Origin of the sequence: Geomonas edaphica, assembly GCF_004917075.1 — a bacterium.
GTDB lineage: Bacteria > Desulfobacterota > Desulfuromonadia > Geobacterales > Geobacteraceae > Geomonas > Geomonas edaphica.
In genome coordinates, this window is sequence record NZ_SSYB01000006.1 from 50,490 (window position 1) to 73,450 (window position 22,961).

At 62.7% G+C, this 22,961-nt stretch carries 22 protein-coding genes; 19 read left to right on the forward strand and 3 right to left on the reverse strand.

The genetic code is table 11. From position 1 onward, the window contains the following. The first annotated feature begins 153 nt into the window (after positions 1-153). The 5 genes from asnB to E8K79_RS18755 are packed head-to-tail and all read left to right on the forward strand — an operon-like array spanning position 154 to position 5,537. Positions 154-2,181, forward strand: coding sequence for an asparagine synthase (glutamine-hydrolyzing) (gene asnB / locus E8K79_RS18735; RefSeq protein ID WP_136516077.1), 2,028 nt, complete (start codon positions 154-156; stop codon positions 2,179-2,181). Further along, on the forward strand, positions 2,178-3,734 hold the full coding sequence (locus E8K79_RS18740; RefSeq protein ID WP_136516078.1) for a class I adenylate-forming enzyme family protein: 1,557 nt from the start codon (positions 2,178-2,180) through the stop codon (positions 3,732-3,734). Before asnB ends, E8K79_RS18740 begins: the two co-directional genes overlap by 4 nt. Before the next feature lie 31 nt (positions 3,735-3,765). Continuing rightward, positions 3,766-4,752 (forward strand): NAD(+) synthase, encoded by a 987-nt coding sequence (gene nadE / locus E8K79_RS18745; RefSeq protein WP_136516079.1) that lies wholly within the window; start codon positions 3,766-3,768, stop codon positions 4,750-4,752. A 25-nt stretch (positions 4,753-4,777) separates the two neighbouring features. Then, positions 4,778-5,038: an acyl carrier protein gene (locus E8K79_RS18750; protein WP_136516080.1), complete on the forward strand. Its 261-nt coding sequence runs from the start codon at positions 4,778-4,780 to the stop codon at positions 5,036-5,038. Between the two features lie 10 nt (positions 5,039-5,048). After that, on the forward strand, positions 5,049-5,537 hold the full coding sequence (locus E8K79_RS18755; protein ID WP_136516081.1) for an acyltransferase: 489 nt from the start codon (positions 5,049-5,051) through the stop codon (positions 5,535-5,537). Here the strand turns inward: E8K79_RS18755 and E8K79_RS18760 are convergent. The 3 genes from E8K79_RS18760 to E8K79_RS18770 are packed head-to-tail and all read right to left on the reverse strand — an operon-like array spanning position 5,534 to position 7,872. Continuing rightward, entirely contained in the window at positions 5,534-6,334 is an 801-nt protein-coding gene (locus E8K79_RS18760) for a cytochrome c3 family protein (protein ID WP_136516082.1), read from the reverse strand. The two genes, E8K79_RS18755 and E8K79_RS18760, sit on opposite strands and share 4 nt — an antisense overlap. Further along, positions 6,331-7,428, reverse strand: a complete 1,098-nt coding sequence (locus E8K79_RS18765) for a cytochrome b (protein WP_136516083.1) — start codon at positions 7,426-7,428, stop codon at positions 6,331-6,333. Before E8K79_RS18765 ends, E8K79_RS18760 begins: the two co-directional genes overlap by 4 nt. Before the next feature lie 24 nt (positions 7,429-7,452). Beyond that, positions 7,453-7,872, reverse strand: coding sequence for a QcrA and Rieske domain-containing protein (locus tag E8K79_RS18770; protein ID WP_135872493.1), 420 nt, complete (start codon positions 7,870-7,872; stop codon positions 7,453-7,455). 239 nt (positions 7,873-8,111) lie between these two features. On the opposite strand from E8K79_RS18770, the gene E8K79_RS18775 reads away from it, so the two are divergent. From E8K79_RS18775 to E8K79_RS18840, 14 genes are all read left to right on the forward strand, one after another. Then, on the forward strand, positions 8,112-8,444 hold the full coding sequence (locus tag E8K79_RS18775) for an arsenosugar biosynthesis-associated peroxidase-like protein (RefSeq protein ID WP_135872495.1): 333 nt from the start codon (positions 8,112-8,114) through the stop codon (positions 8,442-8,444). An 8-nt stretch (positions 8,445-8,452) separates the two neighbouring features. Next, the gene (gene arsS / locus E8K79_RS18780; RefSeq protein ID WP_136516084.1) at positions 8,453-9,412 is read left to right on the forward strand and encodes an arsenosugar biosynthesis radical SAM (seleno)protein ArsS; all 960 of its coding nucleotides are present in this window, start codon (positions 8,453-8,455) and stop codon (positions 9,410-9,412) included. 132 nt (positions 9,413-9,544) lie between these two features. After that, positions 9,545-9,739, forward strand: coding sequence for a ferredoxin (locus E8K79_RS18785; RefSeq protein WP_129128002.1), 195 nt, complete (start codon positions 9,545-9,547; stop codon positions 9,737-9,739). A gap of 8 nt (positions 9,740-9,747) precedes the next feature. Then, positions 9,748-10,839, forward strand: coding sequence for a two-component system sensor histidine kinase NtrB (locus tag E8K79_RS18790; protein ID WP_136516085.1), 1,092 nt, complete (start codon positions 9,748-9,750; stop codon positions 10,837-10,839). Positions 10,840-11,030: 191 nt separating this feature from the next. Then, positions 11,031-11,441, forward strand: coding sequence for a heavy-metal-associated domain-containing protein (locus tag E8K79_RS18795; RefSeq protein ID WP_136516086.1), 411 nt, complete (start codon positions 11,031-11,033; stop codon positions 11,439-11,441). A gap of 147 nt (positions 11,442-11,588) precedes the next feature. Then, complete coding sequence (locus tag E8K79_RS18800) at positions 11,589-12,062, forward strand: DUF2318 domain-containing protein (protein WP_136516087.1); 474 nt, start codon at positions 11,589-11,591, stop codon at positions 12,060-12,062. A gap of 454 nt (positions 12,063-12,516) precedes the next feature. Continuing rightward, positions 12,517-13,143, forward strand: coding sequence for a hypothetical protein (locus E8K79_RS18805; protein WP_135872507.1), 627 nt, complete (start codon positions 12,517-12,519; stop codon positions 13,141-13,143). 252 nt (positions 13,144-13,395) lie between these two features. Beyond that, positions 13,396-14,733, forward strand: coding sequence for a cytochrome c3 family protein (locus E8K79_RS18810; RefSeq protein ID WP_136516088.1), 1,338 nt, complete (start codon positions 13,396-13,398; stop codon positions 14,731-14,733). Between the two features lie 119 nt (positions 14,734-14,852). Then, positions 14,853-15,971 (forward strand): NHL repeat-containing protein, encoded by a 1,119-nt coding sequence (locus E8K79_RS18815; RefSeq protein WP_162604719.1) that lies wholly within the window; start codon positions 14,853-14,855, stop codon positions 15,969-15,971. A 93-nt stretch (positions 15,972-16,064) separates the two neighbouring features. Next, positions 16,065-16,646 (forward strand): cytochrome c3 family protein, encoded by a 582-nt coding sequence (locus E8K79_RS18820; protein ID WP_136516090.1) that lies wholly within the window; start codon positions 16,065-16,067, stop codon positions 16,644-16,646. Positions 16,647-16,657: 11 nt separating this feature from the next. After that, positions 16,658-18,622: a hypothetical protein gene (locus E8K79_RS18825; protein WP_136516091.1), complete on the forward strand. Its 1,965-nt coding sequence runs from the start codon at positions 16,658-16,660 to the stop codon at positions 18,620-18,622. A gap of 15 nt (positions 18,623-18,637) precedes the next feature. Beyond that, the gene (locus E8K79_RS18830; RefSeq protein WP_198419850.1) at positions 18,638-19,705 is read left to right on the forward strand and encodes a 6-bladed beta-propeller; all 1,068 of its coding nucleotides are present in this window, start codon (positions 18,638-18,640) and stop codon (positions 19,703-19,705) included. Next, positions 19,702-21,465, forward strand: coding sequence for a cytochrome c3 family protein (locus E8K79_RS18835; protein WP_136516092.1), 1,764 nt, complete (start codon positions 19,702-19,704; stop codon positions 21,463-21,465). The genes E8K79_RS18830 and E8K79_RS18835 overlap by 4 nt, the downstream gene beginning before the upstream one ends. A gap of 657 nt (positions 21,466-22,122) precedes the next feature. After that, entirely contained in the window at positions 22,123-22,878 is a 756-nt protein-coding gene (locus tag E8K79_RS18840; RefSeq protein WP_136516093.1) for a cytochrome C, read from the forward strand. The last annotated feature ends 83 nt before the right edge of the window (positions 22,879-22,961 follow it).

Genomic DNA, 22,961 nt, shown 5'->3' on the forward strand with positions numbered 1-22,961 from the left:
CTGTTTCACGCACCGCATGCTGCGCCGTCAGGCTTTCACTGACGGTACGCCCGAGATTCCGTGCCAAAAAACGCATTGCTTCAAGAGGCTTCATTGGTATAGTTTCATGGTTTTGCGCCGCCCGGAGGGCGTGGGTGGCTTGGGAGGAACCAAGTGTGCGGGATTGCAGGCATCGTTAATCTGAAAGAAGCCGAAGCCCCAAGCCTGGAGCAGGTGGTGGCGATGATCTCGCCGCTGCGCCATCGGGGACCGGACGAGTCTGGGGTATACCTCGATACCCGCGCTGGGCTTGGGCACCTACGCCTCAGCATCATCGGTATCGACGGCGGAACGCAGCCGATCGGCAACGAGACCGGCACGCTCTGGATCGTCTACAACGGTGAGGCCTACAACTACCTCGAGCTGAAGGAGGACCTCCTCGCCCGGGGGCACCGCTTCACCACCCGCACCGACACCGAGGTGCTGCTGCACCTTTACGAAGAGTACGGCCCCGCCTGCCTCGACAGGATCAACGGCCAGTTCGCCTTCGCCATCTGGGATGCCGTAAAGGGGGAGCTTTTCCTCGCCCGGGACCGCGTCGGCGTCCGGCCGCTCTACTACACCTTTACCCCCGACGGCCGGCTCCTCTTCGCCTCTGAGATCAAGGCGATCCTCGCCGTCGCCGGCAGGCGCGAGCTCGACGCGCAGGCGCTCAGCCAGCTCTTCGTCTTCTGGAGCACCCTACCGGGGCGGACCTTCTTCCAGGGGGTCGAGGCGCTCCCCCCGGGGCACTACCTGCGCGTCGCCGGCAGGCGCTCCGCCCCCGTTTCCTACTGGCGCATCCCCCACTTTTGCGAGCAGGAGATCCCCCGGGGGGAGCTTGCCGAGGCTGCGGACTCCTTCGCCGCGCTCCTTGACGACGCGGTCCGTCTGAGGCTGCGTGCCGACGTCCCGGTGGGCGCCTATCTCTCCGGCGGGCTCGACTCCTCCATCATCGCCGCCCTCATCGCACGCCACTGCAAGAGCCGTCTTAAGACCTTCTCGCTTGGTTTCGCCGACCCCGCCTTCGACGAGAGCTCCGCGCAGGACGAGATGGTGACCCGTCTGGGGACGGACCACCGGCGTGTCCTCGTCGAAGACGCGCAGATCCGGACGCTTCTGCCCGAGACGGTCTGGCACTGCGAACAGCCGACCCTGCGCACTTCTCCGGTCCCGATGTACCTCCTTTCCAGCCTGGTCCGCGAGGAGGGGTACAAGGTGGTCCTCTCCGGAGAGGGGGCGGACGAGATGCTCGGGGGGTATAACATCTTCAAAGAGGCGAAGATCAGGCAGTGGTGGGGGCGCCTTCCCGGTTCGTCGCTGCGCCCGCGCCTTCTCGAGCGGCTCTACCCTTACGTGTTCCGCGACCCCTCTCGCGGGCGCCAGTTCCTGCGGGAGTTCTTCGCCGTCGACCCGAGGCAGTTGGATGATCCCTTCTTCTCGCATGCGGTGCGCTGGGGGGGAGGTGCGAGAAACCTCACGTTCATTTCGAAGGGGGTCCGCGAGCAGCTCGAGGGGTACGATCCGCGTGAGGAACTTGTACACCTGCTCCCGGATGGGTTCGCCGGGCGCGACTTTTTCAGCCGCGCCCAAGTCCTCGAGATCGAACTCTTCCTCGCGGGCTTTCTCCTCTCCGCGCAGGGAGACCGCGTCGCCATGGCCCACTCGGTGGAGATGCGCCACCCGTTCCTCGACTACCGGGTGATCGAGTCCGCCTTCAGGCTCCCTCCGCATTGGAAGATGCGAGGGCTCGCCGAGAAGTACTTCCTGAAAAAGGCCTGCCGCGATCTTTTGCCCGAGAGGATCTTGAAAAGGGCGAAGCAGCCCTACCGTGCGCCGGTCCGCTCCCTTTTCACCCTGGCCGCGGCGGATTACGTGGAAGAACTCCTGAGCACGGCGAGCCTTAAGGCAAGCGGCTACTTCGATCCGGAGCGGGTTGGGCGCCTTTTTCGCAAGGTGCTCTCCGTCCCGGCCGGTGAATTCGACAACATGGCCCTCATGGGGATCGTCACCACCGAAATACTGCACCGCCAGTTCGTCGCTGCCTCCTCCTGGAAAGGGGTGCCCGTCGTGCGTCCGGACCTGGTATGCACCCCCCTGGGGCGGAAAGGGGGGGGGGCGCCCCTGCGGGTAAGGCCTAATGCTTTAAAGGAGAAACCATGAACGGTTGCGTGCACCATTTCCTGGAGAACAGCGCGTCGCTCCGCCCGGACAAGGTGGCCCTCGTCCACGACGGCGAGCGGGTCACCTACCGTCGGCTCGATCGTGCCGCGTCCCGCCTGGCCGCCTTCCTGGTGGAGCGCGGGGTGCTGCCGGGAGACCGCATCGTTCTGCTTCTGGACAACGGCGTCCAGTACGTGGCGAGCTACTACGGCATCCTGAAGGCGGGGGCGGTCGCGGTGCCGCTGAACCTTCAGACCAGGCCCGAGGCGCTCGCGCGTCTTTGCGAGGAACTGCAGCCTGCAGGCATCATCATGGAGCGGGAGGGTACCCTGCTGCGCACCCCGCCCCAATTTCTCCCCTCGGTCCGTTTCGTTCTCTTCGCCGACGCGGCGGCCCCGGCGGGGGAGGGGGGCGCCTGGGGGTGGGATCAGGCCCTGAAGGGGGAGGAACTCCCACCGGAAGGTCGCCCCGTCGCCGATACCTCCTTAGCCAGCATCATCTACACCTCCGGCTCCACGGGGGTCCCTAAGGGGGTGATGCTTTCGCACGCGAACATCGTGAGCAACACCCGCTCCATCGTCGAATACCTGCACCTCACCGAGGACGACGTCCAGATGGTGGTGCTCCCCTTCTTCTACGTCATGGGGAAATCGCTCCTCAACACGCACGTGGCCGTCGGGGGGACGGTGGTGATCAACAACAACTTCGCCTACAGCGCCTCGGTGCTGCGGCAGATGGCCGAGGAGGGGGTAACCGGCTTTTCCGGCGTCCCCTCCACCTACGCCTACCTTCTGCACCGCTCGCCGCTCGCCTCCTTCCGGGAGCGGCTCTCAGCCCTGCGCTACTGCACCCAGGCGGGAGGGCACATGGCGCGCGAGATCAAGGAGCGGCTCATGCAGGTCCTGCCGGCGCACACGAAGCTCTTCGTCATGTACGGGGCGACCGAGGCCGCGGCGCGCCTCACCTACGTCGAGCCGGAGCGGCTCGCCGAGAAGATCGGCTCCATCGGAAAAGCGATCCCCGGGGTGACGGTCCGCGTCCTCGGCCCGTCCGGCGAGGAGCTTCCCGAGGGGGAAAGCGGCGAACTGGTCGCCTCAGGCCCCAACATCATGCTCGGGTACTGGGGAGACATGGAGGGAACGGCGCGCGTCCTAGACCGAAACGGCTACCACACCGGGGACATGGGTTACCGCGACGGCGACGGCTACCTCTACGTGACCGGCAGGAAGGACCACCTGCTCAAGGTGGGTGGGCACCGCGTCGACCCGCAGGAGATCGAGGAGGTGCTCATGTCGAGCGGACTTTTGCTGGAGACGGCGGTGCTCGGTGTGGACGACGCCCTTTTGGGGACGAGGCTTGTGGCACTTGCCGCGCCGCTTGAAGGGGCCGCCGACCACCTTGCGCTTTTAGCCCATTGCCGCGCAAAACTCCCGAGACACAAGATACCGGCGGAGATAAGGCTCGTCTCCCTGCTCCCCAAACACCCAAGCGGCAAGGTGGACCGGGCCTCATGCCTGGTCATCTGCGGCGCGGCTCCATCGACCACCAGCTAGGTCCCCTTAGGGACCGGACAGGAAGGTGTTTATGACGACAGCTACGTTTTCACCCGAGGTGCTCCGCCTCGACCCAGAACGGGAGGCGGAACGGATCTGTGCCAGGATCAGGGAACTGATGCGCAGGGAGGTCAAGCGGGGAGGGATGGTGGTGGCCCTTTCCGGCGGGATCGACAGCAGCGTGACCGCCGCCCTTGCGGTCCGGGCGCTCGGTGCAAGGCGCGTGGTGGGGCTCGAGATGCCCGAGCGCCACTCCGCCCCGGAGACCCTCGCGTTGAGCGGGAAGCTCGCGGCTACCTTCGGGATAACGACCTGCGTGGAGGACATCTCCGGGATCCTGCACGCCGTCGGCTGCTACGAGAAGTACGACCAGGCGGTGCGCCAGGTGGTGCCGGGGTACGGGCCGGGGTGGAGCTCGAAGATCGTCATCTCCGCGGTAACCGACAAGCCGCGCTTCACCACCTTCTTCCTCGTCACGCAGGACGAGAAGGGGGAGCAGCGCACGGTGCGCCTCCCCCTGGAGCCCTACCTGCAGATCGTCGCCGCCACAAACTTCAAGCAGCGCGTGAGGAAGATGCTCGAGTACTACCACGCCGACCGGTTGAACTTCGCCGTCGCCGGCACGCCGAACCGGCTCGAGTACGACCAGGGCTTCTTCGTGAAGCTAGGGGACGGCGCCGCCGACCTGAAACCGATCGCGCACCTTTACAAGTCTCAGGTGTACCAGATGGCTGAGTACCTGGGCGTTCCCGAGGAGATCCGCCGGAGAGCGCCGACCACCGACACCTATTCGCTTGCCCAAGGGCAGGACGAATTCTACTTCTCGCTCCCCTACCGACAGATGGACCTCTGCCTCTGGGGGAAAAACCACGGCGTCGCGGCCGAAACCGTCGCACCCGTCCTAGGGCTCACCCCGGACCAGGTGCGCATGGTCTACGAGGATATCGAAACCAAGAGAAGGACCACCCGTTACCTGCACCTGCCGCCACTGTTGATGGAGGAGGTGGGGTGGCTGTGACCCGAAGGGGTAAAGGAGGCGTACCATGAGCGTTGCCGAAGAGATCAGGAACTTTGTCGTGGACAACTTTTTGTTCGGGGATGAGGCGGGGCTTACCGACGACAGCTCCTTCATCAGGGAAGGGATCGTCGACTCCACCGGCATCCTGCAACTGGTCAGCTACCTCCAGGAGCGCTACCAGATCGCGGTGGACGACGAGGAACTCACCCCGGAGAACCTCGACTCGGTGCGCCGGGTGGCGGTGTTTGTCGAGATGAAACGGGGCCGTGCCGCAGCAGGGGCTTAAGGGGGCGATCATGGGGCTGGGGATCCTGCAGAGGGTGCTCGGAAAGCTGGCGATGGTGGTCCCGGGGGGATACACGCTGCGCCCGTGGCTGCAGCGTCGGCGCGGGGTGCGTATGGGGAAAAAAGTCTGGCTGAGCCAGCTCGTCTACCTGGACGACCAGCACCCCGAGCAGATCGTCATCGGTGACAACGTCACCATCGGCCTTCGCTGCACCGTGTTCGCCCACTTCTACCTGGGCGACCGCGCCACCGAAGAGGCGAAGGGAGGGGTGGTGATAGAGGACGGCGCCTTCATCGGACCCAACTGCACCATCCTGCACGGGGTCACCATCGGCGCGGGGGCGGTGGTCGTGGCGGGGAGCGTCGTCACGCGCAACGTCCCCGCCGGCACCCTCTACGGTCCCCCCGCCGCGCAACCCATAGCGCGCATCACGCACCCGCTGACCAAGGCGGGGGAGGTCCAGTACCGCAAATTCCTCTTCGGGCTGAAAAAGCTCTAGTCGTAGGTCTTCTTCATCAGATGGAACAGGATCGCGAGCAGTACGGCAAAGGCCACCGCGATCCCCCCCACCACGCGCCGGCGCGCATGCTCGTCATCGATCACCTTGAGCGCCGCGTCCAGCTTGTCGAGCTCCTTGTTGATCGCCGCCGACTCGTTCTTCACCCGGTTCACGTCCACGTCGTGGAACAGGGTGTGGAAACGGTTTCTCACCGAGAAGAGCGCCTTGCCCATCTTCTCGGTATCCACCCCGCTCACCTGGAACTGCGCGATCCTTCCCGAGATCCCGACTATGCGCGCCTCGGTCCCGCTCATGGCGTCCCTAATCGTCTTAGCCCTCTCGAAGCTGTGGCAGCGGGTGCAGCTCTTCTCGTTGATGAGGGCGAGCGACGCCTTCACCACCTGGTGGTTGCTGTGACAGGTAACACAGGTCGGTCCCCCCGCGCCGAGAGCCCGGCCGTGGGCGCTGGCCAGGTAATCCTTGTAGACGCCGGGGTGGCAGCGCCCGCAAAAGGCGGGGATGTCCTTTTCCTTCGGAGCCCCCAAAAAGCCGCGCTGCGGGCTCATGGCGTTCGCCGCGTCCTTCGGGTCGCCGCCGTGACAGCCGTTGCAGGAGATGCCGTTTTCCGCGTGGATGCTGCCGCGCCAGAGGTTCACCGGCGCCCCGAGCCGGTCCGGCATGGAGCCGTGACACTGGATGCAGACCGTCTCCGGCTGTTCCAAGGCTGTAGCTGCGGCCGGTTTCAGGAAGAGAAGCGGGGCTAGGAGCAGGATGGCCAGGATGTTTTTCCGAATCATGACAGGTGCCCCCATACGCTTAGTGCGATCCAGAGCAGGATGCCGGCGATCACCAGGGTGAGAAAGAGCGGGCGCTTCAAGGGGTGGCGCTCAGGAGAGCGGTCGATGAAAGGGAGCAGCGCCAAAAATGTCATCGCCGCCGCCTGCACCGAGAGCCCCAGAAGCTCGCTCGGGAAGATCTTCAGGGTCTGGTAGTTGGCCAGGAAGTACCACTCGGGCTTTATGTGCGCCGGGGTCTTGAAGGGATCGGCCGGGACGAAGGCGTCCGGCGTGAACGGCATGTTGGGCCAGAAAAAGACCACCGCGAGGAACACCGCGAAGTAGATGGAGATCGAGCTGAGATCCTGCAGCGCGTAGTTCGGGAAGAAGGGGATCCCCCCCGGGTGCCCCTGGTAATGGTACTCGCGCGCCTCGAACGGGTTCGCCGTCTCGTCTTTTCCGAAAGGGGGCGCCGAGATGCCGGTCCGCTTCAGGAAGAAGAGATGAGCCCCGATCAGCGCCGCGATCACCACGGGAAGGACCGCCGCGTGCAGGGCGAAGAAGCGCCCGAGTGTAGCCGGCCCCACGAGCTTTCCGCCGCGCAGGAACTCGACCAGGGTGGGGCCCAAGACCGGGATGGCGCTGACGCTGTTGGTGGCGACCGTCGTGGCCCAGAAGGAGAGCTGGCTCCAGGGCGCGAGGTAGCCGGTAAGCGAGATCCCCTGCACCAGGGCGAAGAGCGTGAAGCCGGTGACCCAGTTCAACTCGCGCGGCGCCTTGTAGCTTCCCATCATGAGCGTGGAGAACATGTGCAGCAGGAGCACCGCCACCATCATGTTCGACCCCACCGCGTGACACAGGCGGATGAACCAGCCGAAGGGGACCTCGTTCATGATGAAGGAGACGCTCTTGAACGCCTTGTCCGCGTCGGGCACGTAGTAGATCATGAGTAGCATGCCGGTCACGACCTGTATGGCGAAGATCACCAAAAGGACGCTCCCCAGGGAATACCATTCGTTGATGTTGCGCGGCAGAAGGTAGCCGGTGAGCTCCTTTTCCGCGATCTCGCCGATCCCGTAGCGCAGATCGAGCCAGCGGTACAGCCGGTTTAACATGGATGCCTCCGTAAGCGGAAAGGGTTAACCGATGGTGATGTTACCTTCGGTGACGGTGAACGGGATCTTCGCGAGCGGGCGCGGGGGAGGGCCCCCCAGCACGGTGCCGTCGGTGGAGAACTGGCCGCCGTGGCAGGGACAGAGAAACTGCTGCTTCTCCTTCACCCACTGCACGATGCAGCCAAGATGGGTACAGACCGCGGAGAGCGCGACCAGTTGGCCGCTGTTCGTCTTGATGAGGACGGCGGAAGACCCGGCGAACTCGAAGAACTTGGCGTCCCCCTCCTTAAGCTCCCCGGCCGGTATCACCAGTTTGGCCGCCCCTCCCTGTCCGGACCTGGGTGCCAGGTAGCGCAGCACCGGGTATCCGGCGGCAGCCGCGGCCGCGACCGTGCAGCCGGCCACACAGACCCCGAGAAACTTCCTTCTCCCTTCGTTCTCCATGCCTTCCCCCCGCTAGTGTCGGTTGATTCGGCACAAGTATAATGACCACTTGGGCCATTTCAAGCGACTTTCTTCATGAATATCGGCTGCCCTCGCCGCTCATCCCCCCGCCGGCTAGAAACTACGGGACTTTAACCGAGGCGTCCGCTCATGAGGGAGTACCCTCTTTCCCTTTACCCGCGGCGCCGTTTCCGATATGCTTCCACGTCCGTACCCCACGATGAGAAAAGGAGAACGCCATGGAAACCTACTACGACCCGAAGGACCTCGGGAGCTTCGCCGAGATCGGCAAGGACGCGCCGGAACTGGCCGGGAAGTTCTTCGACTACTACAACGAGGTCTTCGCCGAAGGTGACCTAACCGAAAGGGAAAAGGCCCTCATCGCCTTGGCCGTCGCCCACACCGTGCAGTGCCCCTACTGCATCGACGCCTACACGAGGGCCTGCCTCGAGAAGGGATCGCACCTGGGAGAGATGACCGAGGCCCTGCACGTGGTGACCGCGATCCGCGGCGGCGCCTCTCTGGTGCACGGGGTGCAGATGCGCAAGATCGCGGAAAAACTTTCGCTCTAGGAGACGGGATGTCCGGGACAACGGAAAACACCGCGACGGAGAGCTTCCGGCAACGGCTCGCGCGCCACGAGCTACGCCTCGAGCGGGACGAGACCCACGCACTGCAGGTGAACGTGGGCCTTGTCTGCAACCTCTCCTGCGGGCACTGTCACCTCGAGGCGGGGCCGGCCCGCAGCGAGATGATGGCGCGCCCGGTGATGGACGAGGTGATCGCCGCCGCCACGCGCCTTCCCTTCGCCGTGATCGACGTGACCGGCGGTGCCCCGGAACTGGTGCCGGAGCTCCCCTACCTCTTACGCGGTCTGGCACCTCACACCCCGAGGCTCATCGTGCGCACGAACCTGGTCGTCCTTGAGGGGGAGCGGGGTGAGCCCCTCATGGAGCTCTACCGCGACCTAGGCGTCACGCTTGTCGCTTCGCTTCCCGCCGCCAACCAGGCGCAGACCGACGCCCAGCGCGGTGCCGGCGTCTGGGAACGGAGCATGGCGGCGCTCACGCACCTAAACGCGCTCGGCTACGGCATGCCGGGGAGCCCGCTCGAACTCGACCTCGTCAGCAACCCCTCGGGCGCCTTCCTCCCGCCGCCGCAGCTCCAGGCCCAGGAGAAGTTCCGGCGCGATCTCGCGCGCAGGTACGGCGTCAGCTTCCACAACCTCTACACCTTCGCCAACGCGCCGCTCGGCCGCTTCCGCCTCTTCCTTGAGCGCTCGGGGAACCTGGACGCCTACCTCGACAAGCTCGCCTCCGGCTTCAACCCGTGCGCCGTCTCCGGCGTCATGTGCCGCAGCCAGCTCTCCGTCGACTGGACCGGGCGCCTCTACGACTGCGATTTTCACCTCTCCCGCGGCATCAACATGGGGGGAGAAGAGCGCCTCCTGCGAGAACTCTCCGAGCTTCCCGCGCCGGGCACGGCCATCCCCGCCGCCGACCACTGCTACGCCTGCACCGTGGGCGCCGGCTTCACCTGAGGGGGGAGCATCGTGGCCTAGTTAGGCCGCCGGTCCGCAAATTTTCATTGGGAAGTCGTGTCATCCTGCGCTATAGTGGCCCCTGGCCCCGAGCGCTCAGCGCCCGCGGCGACGCCGGGAAAGGAGGAACATGTGGCGAGAAAACCGCTGGTAAAAAAGGACGAATGCATCAGTTGCGGCATATGCATCGGGAACCTTCCCGCCGTGTTCCGCTTTGACGACCACGGAAAGTCCGAGTGTTACGACCCGGAAGGGGCCGACGAGGCGGAGATCCAGGCCCGCGCCATCGACCTCTGCCCGGTCTCCTGCATCATGTGGGAGGAGTAAGCCTCCACATGAGACGAACCGACCTCTTCAGGGGCGCCACCCTTTTCACCTGCGTCGTCGCCATAAGCCTTCTGCACTACCTAACACCGCTCCGTCTCGCGGTGTTGCACGACATCTTCCAGCGCCTTTACTACATCCCCATCATCTTAGCCGCCTTCTGGTTCGGCTTTCGCGGCGGCATCGGCTGCGCCATCCTGGTCACTATCGCCTACGCCCCCCACATCCTCTTCCAGTGGGGCGGCCACATCGCCATGGAGATGGAGAAATACCTCGAGGTCATCCTCTACAACGTGGTAGGCGGGATCACCGGCTTCTTGTCGCAGCAGGACCGTTTCCGCCGTGAGGAGCTGGAGCGTAGCGCAAAGGGGCTCGAGGACTCCTACCGGCAGCTGAAAGAGCAGTCCGAACTCATCATCAGGATCGAGGAGCAGTTGCGGCGCGCCGAGCGCCTTTCCGCCCTGGGCGAGCTCTCCGCCATTCTGGCCCACGAGATCCGCAATCCCCTAGCCTCGATCCGCGGCACCGCCGAAATTCTCATGGAAGACGGCAGCGCCGAGAACCGCCATGAGTTCCTCGAGATCCTTGTCAAGGAGTCCGACCGCTTAAACCGCGTCGTCGAGGACTTCCTGCGCATGGCCCGCCCTGAGCCGGCCGACAAGAGGGAATGCGACCTAAACGAGGAACTTGCCAACATCGTGACCCTCCTCTCCGCCCAGGCCCGCACCGGCGGCGTCACGTTAGAGCTAGAACGCGGTGCGCTTCCGCCGGTAGTCGCCGACCCGGGAAAGCTGCACCAGGCCTTCATGAACATCCTGCTGAACGCGATCCAGGCCTCGTCGCATGGTGGGAAGGTGCGCGTCGCCACCACCCTGGGGCGCGACGGGCGCATCGAGATCCGCTTCACCGACGAAGGGAGCGGCATCTCCGCCGAGGCGCTTGCCAAGATCTTCGAACCCTTCTTCACCACCAAGGGAAGCGGCACCGGTTTAGGCCTCTCCATCACCAAGAAGATCATCGAAGGGCATGGCGGCACCCTGGAGGTGCAGAGCGAACCGGGGCGCGGGACCACCTTCCTGGTAGCCCTCCCGCTCTCCCCGTAGTGTGGAAAATCCTACGCCGGCTGCCGGATATTCCACAGAATGTGGGCGCATGTCGTCCATAGGTCACCCCGCCGGCAAGTGATCCCGGTGGGTTACCGCCTTCCAGCGGCGTGGCACGCTCCTTGAAAATAATTCCCCGACCGAGCCTGCTTGACGCATCCCGCGTCAGCCACGCCGGTCCGGGAGAGCTTATGAAGAACAGGATATGGAACAGCGTCCTCTTGCTCGTCGTGGTCACGGTGCTTGGCGTCTTCGCCTTTTACGTGAGGGTAGGGGCTACCGCCGACAAGGTCGTCGTGCTGCGCACCTCCGGGATGACCTGCGGCGCCTGCGTCAAGAAGATCAACGAGGCGCTGCAGACGCAAAAAGGTGTGGCGGCCACCGAGGTAGATCTTGAAAGCGGGCTCGTCATCGCCGGTTACGACTCGAAGCAGGTGGCGCCGGAGAGGCTGGTCGCCGCGGTAGAGAAGTGCGGCTTCGCCTCCAAGGTAGCCGGCGTGCTCACCCCGGAGCAGTTCCGCACCATGGCCGGGCGCGACCTGGGCGGCAAGGCGGCCCACGGTGGCTGCTGCGGCAAAGACGGTTGTGGCGGGAAGAACTAAAAGTCCCCCTTTGCGAAGGGGGATTTAGGGGGATTTCAGCTGGGGTGGCAGAGGCAAATCCCCCCCGCCCCCCCCGTAGCCCCAACGTACGGGGTGAAAACCTTCATATCACACGGCTTTAGCGAGCCGGATCAAAAGGAGCTTCACATGGTTCAGCAGAACAAAAAAGGATTGCAGGCCCTCATCATCGCCCTTGTCGCCGTTGCCGCCATGGCCACCGTCGCCTTCGCGTTCTCCCTCCCCGGCATGGGCAAGTACGAGAAGGTGAAGCCGGTGAACGGCACTGTCACTATCCCGGTCGCCAAGGTGAACGACGGCAAGGCGCACTACTACAAACTCGCCGACGGCGGTAAGGAAATCAACTTCTTCATCGTCAAGGGAAGCGACGGCCAGCTCCACACCGCCTTCGACGCCTGCGACGTCTGCTACCGCGAGAAGAAGGGGTATGAGCAGCAGGGCGACAAGATGAACTGCAACAACTGCAACCAGAAGTTCGCCATCAACAAGATCGGCGCCGCTTCCGGTGGCGGGTGCAACCCCTCCCACCTGACCGCCAAAATCGATGCGAGCAACGTCACCATCTCCGTCACCGATCTGAAGTCCGGCGCGCGCTTCTTCTAGTTTGAAGTCCCCCCTTCGCCCCGTTGGGGCTACGGGGGGCAGGCTCCCCTTTGCGACGGGGGATTTAGGGGGATTTGCCGTTGGCTGGCAGAAGCAAAAGCAAATCCCCCCTGGCCCCCCTTCGCAAAGGGGGGGACGCGAAGTCACGTGCGGCGCTTTGTGGACAGCCTCATGTAGGAGTCTCGGCCGCGATGCAAGCAACGCCGGGGTGCGGCACCAGCCGCCCCCGGCGTTTTTTCGTTCATCACCGTTGCGGAAAGCTCGCCACGCAGTACTGCCCGAGCCTGACGTTCCCCCCTTTGCGAAGGGGGGGGCGGGGGGATTTGCCTTTGTCAGACGTCGGCCTTGCCACCGCCGCCTTGAGTTTTTATGCGGGTAAGTTGGAGCCCGAGGTTGACACCCGTCTCGCCCCCGGTGTATTACAGAAAGTGCAGTTAGCATCAGGGGGTATCAAGTGAGCAAAGACAAAGACGAGCGCAAGAGGTCACACCTCCGGCTCGTGGTGGACAACGCGGAGATGCGCAGCGCCAGACCTTCGGCACCGGAGCAGGAGTTCGTTCCGCTCGAGGAGCTGATCGCCAACCGCGACGCGTTCCGTGCCGCTTTCTACCGCGGCATGGGCAGGCTGCAGACCAAGGGATACCAGTCCCTGGAGCGCTTCTTAGCCGGCCGCGGCGCCCCCTACGGCATCGACCCCGTGCACGGCAAGGTGATGGTCCTCCCCGCAGGACACCTCTCCCCCGAATCGCTCGAATACGGCTCGCCGCAGGACGAGGTGCTCCTCTGCATCGCCGAGGACGCCGGCGGCACCGGCCTTTGCTTCTCCCTGGAGATGATCCTCCCGTACTTCAGCGAGGACGACCAGGTAATGGAGGAGGCACTTCTCTTCGCCCCGGTGCTGCAGTACGGCGCCCTGTTCCTCGAGGAGAACCCCCACGACGGCATGCTCGACCTCATCTACCGGCTTGCCGTACCGCTCTACCCCCCCGTGCTCACAGCACGGCTCGCCGAGCGGATGTTCTCCATCTTCTCCTTTGAGCTGAAGGAAACCTTCCTCACCCTCTCCGACTACCCCGAATAAAAAGCGAAAGAGGGGGTGTTACCACCACACCCCAGATCTATTGCTTGAAAAAAAAGTGCAAATCTGTTAGACAGACTGGGGATTTTCCCGAAGCTTGCCCGGCTTCCCTGCAGCCGCTTCCCGGGCCGCATCCTGCCGCTTATGGGGAATACCATTGTTATGGGAGGAACCTCTGCCTCCCCTGGAATTTGCATTGATTGTGTTGGCTGGCCCCATGTCCACCATTCCAATCTTACTTGCTAGGGTGTCATCATGAAGATGCTTGCCTTTGTCCCTTTCGCGCTGGCCGCGCTGCTTCTCACCTCCGCCGGCAACGCCCGTGGTGACTCCTGTGTTACCTCGGCCTGCCACGTCGAAATTTCCAAGATTGCCGTTCCGCATGCCCCGGTTAAAGACGGCGACTGCGCGAGCTGCCACAACGCCGTCTCCAAGGAACACCCGATCAAGGGGGGCAAGAGCTTCCAGCTTGCCGCCAAGGGGGGAGCGCTCTGCACCGGCTGCCACGACGGGCTTGCTACCAAGAAACTCGTGCACGCACCGGTGAAAGGGGGGGAGTGCGTCGCTTGCCACAAGCCGCACGGCAGTTCCGGCCGTTTCCTGCTCGAAAAGGGCGACGACCAGAACCCGCTCTGTACCGGCTGCCACGACCAGGCGACCTTCCAGCAGCGCTTCATGCACGGCCCCGCCGCGGTCGGCTCTTGCACCGAGTGCCACGATCCGCACCAGTCCCAGGAGAAGGCGCTTCTAAAGCAGCCCGTGCGCGATCTCTGCCTTAGGTGTCATTCCGACTTCAACAACCAGTTGAAGTCCGCCGCTTTCCAGCATCCGCCGGTGAAGAAGGACCCCTGCACCACCTGTCACGATCCGCACGGCTCCGGTGTTCCCATGTTCCTCGTCAAGAAGATGCCCGACCTCTGCATCTCCTGCCACACCGCCATCGGCAAAAAGATCACCGATGCGAAGGTCGTGCACAAGCCGATCAAGAGCGAGGCCGGCTGCAGCGCCTGTCATTCGAGCCACTTCTCCAAAGCGAAAGGTCTCCTGGCCTTCCCCGAGATGGAAACCTGCCTCTCCTGCCACGGCCAGGACAAGCCCGGCATGAAGAACATCAGCAAGGAGATTGCGAAGAAAAAGTACCTGCACGGCCCGATTAAAAACGGCCAGTGCAGGGCGTGCCACGACCCCCACGGTTCCAATTATTTCCGTATGCTCGGCGGCAACTACCCGGAAACCCTTTATGCCCCTTACAAAGACGGGCTCTACGACGCGTGTCTTAAGTGCCACGAGAAGAACCTCTTGCGTTTCGCCGACACCACCATCTACACGAAGTTTAGAAACGGCAACAGGAACCTGCACTACGTACACGTGGTGAATAGCCGCAAGGGGCGCACCTGCCGCGTATGCCACGCACCGCACGCGAGCAACGGTGAGAAGCTCATGCACGTGGACGGAGTCGAGTTCGGGGAGTGGAAGATCCCGGTGAACTTCACCATCACGGCGACCGGCGGCTCCTGCGCCCCGGGATGCCACAGGCCACTTGCCTACGACAGGGACAAACCGCAGGAGTACAGCACCAACAAAGCGAAGTAAGAAGTACCACGCACCCGCCGGAAGGATAACCCCAAACGGGCGGGAGAAACACGCGCAGCATCAAGGAGAAAGGCATGTCAGCAACACGGTCTGTTAGGTTGATGGGCATTGGAAAGGTATTGTCGCTGCTTTCGGGCGCGCTGCTCGCGCTGGGGCTTGCCGGCTGCATGGGAGGTAAGGCAGCCAGGGAGCCGGTTTTCTGGCCCCCCGATCCGAACCCCCCCAGGGTACAGTTCCTGAAAGGTGTCTCCGGGTCGAAGGACGTGACCACCGCAAGCTCGGTGAAGCTCCTTTCCCTCAACAACGATGATGACGAGGGGCCCAAGATGATCGCTAAGCCCTACGGCGTCGCATTCAGCAAAGGGAAGTTCTACGTCGTCGACACCATTCAGAACAACATTGCCATCTTCGACCTGGTGAAGGAGACCTTCGAGATCCTTCCCAACAAGGGACGCGGCAAGCTGAAAAAGCCGATCAACCTGACCATCGCGTCTAACAACGGTAACCTGTTCGTCGCCGACAGCTTCAGAAAGGAGATCCTCGAGTACGACGAGATGGGGAACTTCGTGAAGGCCTACGGCAAAGAACTGGAGATGAAGCCGGTCGACGTGGCGGTGGACGACAACAAGATCTACGCACTCGATATCTCGCACAGCGAGATCAAGGTGATCGACCGCGCAAGCGGCGAACCCGCAGGCGTCATTGGCAAGGCGGTCGAGGGACAGGAAGGTCTGGCGCTGCCGACCAACCTCAGCATGGATAAGGACGGCTTCCTCTACGTCACCAACTCCGGCACCGGCAAGGTGGTGAAACTCGACCGCGACGGGCACATCGTGCATGCCTTCGGCAAGCTTGGCGACTCCTTCGGCGAGTTCGGCCGCCCGCGCGGCATCACCGTGGATGACAAGGGGCGCATCCTCGTCGCGGACGCCTCGCACCAGAACGTGCAGATCTTCAACGAGACGGGACGCATCCTCATGTTCTTCGGCGACCCGGGGTACGTGTACGAATCGCTCAACTTGCCTGCCGGGGTGACCACCATCTCCTCCAACCTCGACTACTTTCAGAAGTTGGCCGCCCCAGGATTCATCCTGGAAGAGGTCATCGTGGTGACGAACCAGTTCGGTCCCACCAAGGTTTCCTTCTACGGCCTAGGCCAGATGAAGGACTTCAAGGGGTACGAGAGTATTACGCCGGCGGAGAAGGAGAAGGGCGGCGCCGCAGGGCAGAAGAAGTAGGCAAAGTCAACTAAACGCCAGGGAAGCCGCCGCCCCCGAGACGCCGGGGCGGCGGCCCGCCTAGACCGGATTCCCGCGGCGACCAAGGGGCACATGGCACGACTCACGATACATATCGCGGCTATCCTGATGCTTTTCGCCATCCTCTCCGGGTGTGATCCGATCACCAGGCACAAGGTCCTCTCCACGGTCTTCGACGGGGTGCCGACGCTCCCACCGCCCGAGGAGATCTGCACCCAGTACGCGGACACGAAGCTCACCGAGTACAAGGAGGAGTTGGCCGGCGCGAAAAAGGCCGCCGAAGCGGGAGACGTGTCCAAGGGGTCGGTGCACCAGCCCTACGAAGAGAAGAAGTGCGACAACTGCCACGACAAGAACAAGGACGACGGCCTCGTGCGCCCCGCGAAGCAGCTCTGCCTCATGTGTCACAAGGGCTTCTTCAAGGCGCATTTCGAGCACGGCCCCGCCGCGGTAGGGGACTGCCTCTCCTGTCACGTGCCGCACAACTCCGCCTACACTACGCTTTTGAAGGTAGACCGTAAGGACATCTGTAACCTCTGCCACAAGGAGCAGCGCGCGGCCCTCGGCCTGCACACGAAGGTAGCCGAGCGCAAAATGGCTTGCGCCGACTGCCATGACCCCCATTACGGGACCACGCCGTTTTTCTTGAAATGACCGGGATGGGGATGAATCGACGCAAAGTACTGCTCATACCCCTGGCGACTCTGCCGCTGTTGGCGCCGGGAGAAGCCACGGCCCAGGTGACGAGGATCCTGCAGCTTAAGAACCTGCGCCAGTCCGTGGAGGCGAGCTATCAGTTGAAGGCGAGCCAAGCAGAGCTCACCTCATCCACCGATAACACGCTGCAGGAGGATTACCGCATCGGCGTCGACTATGCCATCTACCGTCCGCGCCTTCTGCACGGCGAGGTGAACCTCGACATCCGGGCGGACCAGAACCTGTACACCGGCAGCAACCGCTCCACCAATCAGACCAACGGCGTAGGGCTTCTTTACGACATAAACGGCATCTTTCTGGACCGTTTCCCGTATCCGCTCAGCTTCAACTACTCCTCGAACATCACTGAGGTCCCCCGCGAGTTCGCCTCAAGTTACCGGCAGCAGACCGACAACCTGTCCCTCCAGCTCCCGATAACCTCGCAACTGCTTCCCGTCGTGTTCAGCTACAACCGAAACTCCAGCCAGACCAACGGTCTCGAGATCGACAGCACGACCAAGAGCGAGACCTATACCTTCGGGGCGACCCATCACCTGAAGCATAGCCAGACCTATTTCACCATTTCCGGTACCACTACCGACCTCAGCAGCGAAGGTGGCGATGATCAGCGCAGTTCCAACATCGACGCTAACTTGAACAACACCTTGGACTTCGGTACCGCCGGTCTAAATCGCATGCTCTACACGCGCGCCCACGTGGTTACCCAGCGCGGCCTGAACGAGTCGAGGACCACCGACCTGAGTACCTCGCTCAACTGGGACCTCGGCAGGGCGCTCGAGAGCGGCGCCGACTACTCCTTCAACCTGCGCGAAGAGCCGACCCAGGACCAAACCAGTAACAGTGCCCGAGCCTGGCTCCAGCACCAGCTCTTCAGCAGCCTCTTCACACGCCTCGATGCCGAAGGGACCAACCGCACCCTGAACGGCGGCTCCGAGAAAAGCGGCGGTGGTGGCGTGAGCCTTAATTACCGCAAGCTCCTCCCCGCCGAGAGCAGCATGCACCTCTCGGCGGGGAAGCACTACCTCGTCACCTCAAATCACCTCGATGAGGGGAACCAGGGGGTCTTCGGGGAGCCTCAGACGGTCGGGAACCTGTACGTCTTCACCCTTTCCCAACAGAACGTTGCTCCGGATACGATCCTGGTCTGGAACGAGTCGCGCACCGTGCGCTACAACAAGGGGACCGATTACGACGTGAGGACCAATGGTCCCGATACCGAGATCGTGATACTGGTCGACACGACCCGCATCAAGCTGAACGACAAGCTTTCCATAGACTACAAGATGCTGGTCAATTCCAACATCACCTACGCCACCACCAGGACCAACCTAGGCGCCGACCTCTCCCTCCGGGGAGGGAAGTATCGCCTGTACACCAACTGGAGCGACACCAGCCAGGAGCTCATCTCCGGGGCGGCGGACCAGGTGAACCTGACCGGGTCCAAGTCTTTGCGGGCCGGCTTTGAGATGAGGATGGTGGAGGCGGATACGCTGCTTTTCGAGTACGACAAGCTCTCCTCCAGCGCCGAGAGCAGCCAGACCTTCAAGGGGGCCTTCACAAGCAGCGGGACTTGGTGGCAGGGGCGCTACAACTTCAACGCGACCGACCGCTACATCACGCGGGAGAGCAAGCTCTTGAACGGAAACGGCAGCCGCAGCGACGACTCCAACGTCTTTTCAGCCGGCGGCAGTTACAGCACCTCGTTCATGACCGCAGCGCAGTTGACCGCCACTGCCAACTACCTTAACACCATCGGGTTCACCAACAGCAACCACCTGATGCTCGGCGTCGACGTACGTTGGCGCATGCGCAGGCTCACCATAAACGCCATCTCCCAGGCGAACTTCCGCTACTCCTCGGGGGCGTGGACCAGTGACCAGAACATCCTGGTCCGTTTGTCGCGGCAGTTCTGACGGGAAGGGGGAAACATGACAAGATTGAAAGGGTCCGTAGTCGCCTTGCTGCTTATGGTGCTGCTCGCCGGTTGTGCCGGGAGCGTCCCGCGCAGCGCAGGAGGGGACTACCGCGAGCTGCAGTGGCCCCCGCTACCTACGCCTCCCCGCATCACCTGGGTCAAGGAGATCCAGGACCTGCGCGACGTGGGGATCACCAAGGGCTTTTGGCAGCGGGCGGTGGAGTTTCTGACCGGAGAGCCGGATCAGCGCCTGGGCAAGCCGTACGGGATCCACGTCGACGATAAGGAGCGGCTCTTCATCGCCGACGTCGGTCTCGCCGTGGTGCACGTCATGGACATGGGGCAGAAAAAGTACAGCATCATCGGCGGTGGAAACGCGCTGCGCACCCCCATCGCGGTGACCGAGGACGACAAGGACAACCTTTATATATCCGATGCCGGGGCGGGTACCGTCTATCGCTACGCCCTTTCCGGCGGCAAGCTCGAGCGCTTCAACGTCTCCGGGCTCGACCGCCCAACCGGTCTCGCCTTCAACGCCAACAACCGCTTTATCTACGTCTCCGACACGGCGAGCCACCAGGTGGTGGTGTACGATCTCGCAGGTAACGAGCGCTACCGTATCGGCGGGCGCGGGACCGGGGCTGGGCAGTTCAACTACCCCACCGACCTCTTCGTTGATCCCTCCGGAAAGCTCTACGTTACCGACGCCCTCAACTCGCGCATCCAGATCTTTTCCGCCAACGGCCACTTCCTCAAGCAGTTCGGCAGGGCAGGGGACACGGTCGGCAATTTCGCCCGTCCCAAGGGGGTGGCGGTGGACAGCGACGGGCACGTCTACGTCTGCGACGCCCTCTTCGACGCGGTACAGATCTTCAACGACAACGGGCGTGTGCTACTCGATTTCGGCACCCACGGCAGCGCCCCAGGCAAATTCTGGATGCCTTCCGGCATCTTCATCGGTAAGGGTGACATGATCTATGTGGCCGATTCCTACAACAGGAGGGTCCAGGTCTTCAGGTACCTGAAGGTCGACGATCCGAGGCCGGAGGGCGCCGCCCAGGCGACAGGAGAAAGCAAATGAAAAGGTCCTTGTTTCCTGCGGGTCTCTTCCTGCTTGCCGCCACGCTCGTGATGCCCGCGTATGCGGCCGCCTCGGCACAGGGCTCCCGCATCCTCAACACCCCCCACAACCTCTCCATCAGCGGCGGGGGGGGGGCGCACAACGTAAAATCCACCGACGAGGCGCGCATCTGCGTGTTCTGCCACACGCCGCACCACGCCATCAGCGAAGGGCCTCTTTGGAGCCGCAGGTCCAACATCACCACCTACATCCCCTACGCCTCGACCACCATCAAGGCGAACCCGGAACAGCCCAAGGGCGCCTCACGGCTCTGCCTCTCGTGCCACGACGGTACCGTTGCCCTGGGTGTTTTGAACAACAACTACCAGGTCTCGGGACTCGGTAAGATCCCGTACGATATCAACCCTGAGCTCAACGCGAACCTCGGAGTGGACCTCTCCACCAGCCATCCCGTCTCCATGACTTACGGCCTCAGTGGGGAGCTCCACGACAAGAGTACCCTTCAGGCGAAGGGGATTTCCCTTTCCGAGGAGACCTTCGTCGAGTGCAACTCCTGCCACGACCCCCACAACAACCAGTACGGCAACTTCCTTGTGCGCGACACGAGCAAGGAGCACGACCTTTTGTGCCGCGACTGCCACAACAAGAGCGGCTGGGACAACGCCGACAGCAGGCACAGGACCGGTGGGACGCGCTACAGCGCGAGCGTGGGGACCCAGGTCAAGGCGGATGGCTGCCGCAGCTGTCATCTGCCACACTCGGCGCAACGCGGCGTGCACCTTCTGAAAGCGGCTACCGCCGGTGCGGGAGAGGAAAGCAACTGTCTGGCGAACTGTCATTCCGGTGCGAGCTACACGAACGTGAATAGCACGGACATCGCGACCCAGATCGCGCGCACTTACAGCCACAAGGTCTCGCTTTATCCAGGGGTGCACGAGGAAGACGAAGCTCTCCCCTTGGTCAGCACACAAAAGCACGTGCAGTGCGTGGACTGTCACAACCCCCACCAGGCCGGGATGCAGGGGTCGCCGCTTGGCGATCCCAACCCGGTCGCCACGCCTGCATCGGTAGCCCCCATGGTGAACGGCCCTCTGCGCGGAGTGCGCGGCGTTGACCTGTACGGCAGCCCGATCGGGGGGGACGGCTCGGCGCGTTACGAGTACGAGGTCTGCTTCAGATGCCACCTGGGCTCATCCGCCGCCTATTTCAAGACGGAGAACTCCCTAAGGCCGGTGCGCCTGTTCTCCACTTACGACGAGGGCAAGCGTTTCGCCATCGCGAGCCCCTCCTACCATCCGGTAACCAACGATACGGTGGGGAGAACAGGCAGAAGCCTAATAACCGCGCTGCAAAACACCCAGTTCCGCATTTACTGCTCGGACTGCCATGCGCCGCACGGTTCCGAGGAGCGTTTCATCCTGGTGCAGCAGAATGCCGACGTCTTCCCCTCCACGGCCACTAGTTACCCGTTATGCTTTAAGTGCCACGAGCAGTTGTTCCTGCTTGATCCAACGCACACGCCGCATTCCAGTGCGGTAAACATGCACCAGTCGCATGTCAGTGTGAACAGCGTTCCCTGTTCCGCCTGCCACGATCCCCATGGTATTCCTACGCTTGCGGGATCCACCGGCAACAACGCGGCCCATCTGATCAACTTCGACACGCGGTACACCGGCGATGCCCCGACCTATAACGCGTCGTTGCGTAGCTGCGCCGTGGCCGGCACCTGTCACGTGGGCGGAGGTACCAGGACCTACTAAACAGTCCAGCCTTCCACCATATCCAGTTATCTCGAATGTACCCATCGCCCGCCCGGCCCACGCCCGGCGGGCGAAGTCATTTGTTATACCTTGAATGTAGAGTGCAACTGCCCCACGAAGCGCTGCATGAGCCCTAGCGTTCCCCCCTTTGCGAAGGGGGGGGCAGGGGGGATTTGCTTCAGCCGGACCAACAGCAAATCCCCCTAAATCCCCCTTCGCAAAGGGGGACTTTCTAAGGGATCATACGCCGTTCCGTGAAAGAACGGCCCCCTTTCCGTGTTATCCCGTGAAAACCCCGTGCCCTCCCCGCGACAAGGCGGCGTCTCCCCCCTGGAAGTCTTTTCCCTCCATCTTTTTGCTTCAGCCCCAATTAAAAAAAATCATAGCAAATCAGCGTCTTGCGGCTGGGCCTTTTCCCTTAGTCCAAAAATAAACGGTCCCCAAAACCACGTGGCACCGCAGTTGCAAAATAGGTAATCATCGTACTTTTCGTGGCCATTTTCGGGCAAATGACGGATGGCCCAGCCAGCCGCCAGGCCCAGACAAAGAAAACGAACATGAAAGGAGGTCGTGTCCAGGTTCAAAGTTCTTAACGGTGTAAACGAGTAGTACCGAGCAGTAGTTGGAATATCATTCAATCGAAAAAGGAGAGTACAAATGAACAAGAAGATCGTATTATCTGCACTCAGCATCGTTGCTCTGTCCACGAGCATGGCATTCGCTCTGACCGCCCCGCGCGGTGGGGTGGCCGGTTCCATCCACGACATGAATCAGTACCCCGGCGCAACCAAGGACAGCCAGGGCCGCGTATGTGCTTTCTGCCATACCCCGCACCACGCTGCAACCGACGGCAACGATTACCTCCCGCTCTGGTCGCACGTTCTTCCGACCACCTCCTACGTGCCGTACAACACCGCTACCATCGACGCAACCATCGATCCCTCCACCATGATGGAAGGTCCGAGCAAGCTCTGCATGAGCTGCCACGACGGCGCGATCGCGGTTGACACTCACTACTCCACCACCGACAACGGCAGCAAGCACCTCTCCGGCGACAGCTTCGGCAACGCGGCCCTCGCAGAGAACGCATCGCTGTCCAACGACCACCCGATCGGGTTCGTGTTCGACGCAGTTGCAGCCGGCAATCCGGACACCGGCGCCCCGGGTACCAGTACCGAAAAGGGCAAGGATAACTATATCAAGACCTCGGGCGCTAAATACGACGGCAACCTCGATACCACCATGACCGTCGCTTCCCGTCTGTACAACGGCAGCCAGGGCGCCATCATGACCTGCGCAACCTGCCACGACGTACACAACAAGAAAAACGCTGACGACCCGACCAAGACCAACTATCTGTTGCTCGCTCCGAACACCGATTCTAAGCTTTGCCTGTCTTGCCATATCAAGTAACTTGAACGTGGTCGAAGCGGACCACAGGCGGATTAAACCAGAATGAAGGGCCGAGCCCTGTGGCACTTCGACCCGAAGTTACT

Excerpts from the sequence above, each read along its gene's own strand:
- arsS (WP_136516084.1), top strand. The coding sequence starts at position 8,453 with ATGTCCGGGACAACGGAAAACACCGCGACGGAGAGCTTCCGGCAACGG.
- E8K79_RS18835 (WP_136516092.1), top strand. The coding sequence starts at position 19,702 with ATGAAAAGGTCCTTGTTTCCTGCGGGTCTCTTCCTGCTTGCCGCCACG.
- E8K79_RS18775 (WP_135872495.1), top strand. The coding sequence starts at position 8,112 with ATGGAAACCTACTACGACCCGAAGGACCTCGGGAGCTTCGCCGAGATC.
- E8K79_RS18755 (WP_136516081.1), top strand. The coding sequence starts at position 5,049 with ATGGGGCTGGGGATCCTGCAGAGGGTGCTCGGAAAGCTGGCGATGGTG.
- E8K79_RS18810 (WP_136516088.1), top strand. The coding sequence starts at position 13,396 with ATGAAGATGCTTGCCTTTGTCCCTTTCGCGCTGGCCGCGCTGCTTCTC.
- E8K79_RS18740 (WP_136516078.1), top strand. The coding sequence starts at position 2,178 with ATGAACGGTTGCGTGCACCATTTCCTGGAGAACAGCGCGTCGCTCCGC.
- nadE (WP_136516079.1), top strand. The coding sequence starts at position 3,766 with ATGACGACAGCTACGTTTTCACCCGAGGTGCTCCGCCTCGACCCAGAA.
- E8K79_RS18750 (WP_136516080.1), top strand. The coding sequence starts at position 4,778 with ATGAGCGTTGCCGAAGAGATCAGGAACTTTGTCGTGGACAACTTTTTG.
- E8K79_RS18820 (WP_136516090.1), top strand. The coding sequence starts at position 16,065 with ATGGCACGACTCACGATACATATCGCGGCTATCCTGATGCTTTTCGCC.
- E8K79_RS18760 (WP_136516082.1), bottom strand. The coding sequence starts at position 6,334 with ATGATTCGGAAAAACATCCTGGCCATCCTGCTCCTAGCCCCGCTTCTC.
- E8K79_RS18795 (WP_136516086.1), top strand. The coding sequence starts at position 11,031 with ATGAAGAACAGGATATGGAACAGCGTCCTCTTGCTCGTCGTGGTCACG.
- E8K79_RS18765 (WP_136516083.1), bottom strand. The coding sequence starts at position 7,428 with ATGTTAAACCGGCTGTACCGCTGGCTCGATCTGCGCTACGGGATCGGC.
- E8K79_RS18825 (WP_136516091.1), top strand. The coding sequence starts at position 16,658 with ATGAATCGACGCAAAGTACTGCTCATACCCCTGGCGACTCTGCCGCTG.
- E8K79_RS18830 (WP_198419850.1), top strand. The coding sequence starts at position 18,638 with ATGACAAGATTGAAAGGGTCCGTAGTCGCCTTGCTGCTTATGGTGCTG.
- E8K79_RS18770 (WP_135872493.1), bottom strand. The coding sequence starts at position 7,872 with ATGGAGAACGAAGGGAGAAGGAAGTTTCTCGGGGTCTGTGTGGCCGGC.
- E8K79_RS18840 (WP_136516093.1), top strand. The coding sequence starts at position 22,123 with ATGAACAAGAAGATCGTATTATCTGCACTCAGCATCGTTGCTCTGTCC.
- E8K79_RS18800 (WP_136516087.1), top strand. The coding sequence starts at position 11,589 with ATGGTTCAGCAGAACAAAAAAGGATTGCAGGCCCTCATCATCGCCCTT.
- E8K79_RS18790 (WP_136516085.1), top strand. The coding sequence starts at position 9,748 with ATGAGACGAACCGACCTCTTCAGGGGCGCCACCCTTTTCACCTGCGTC.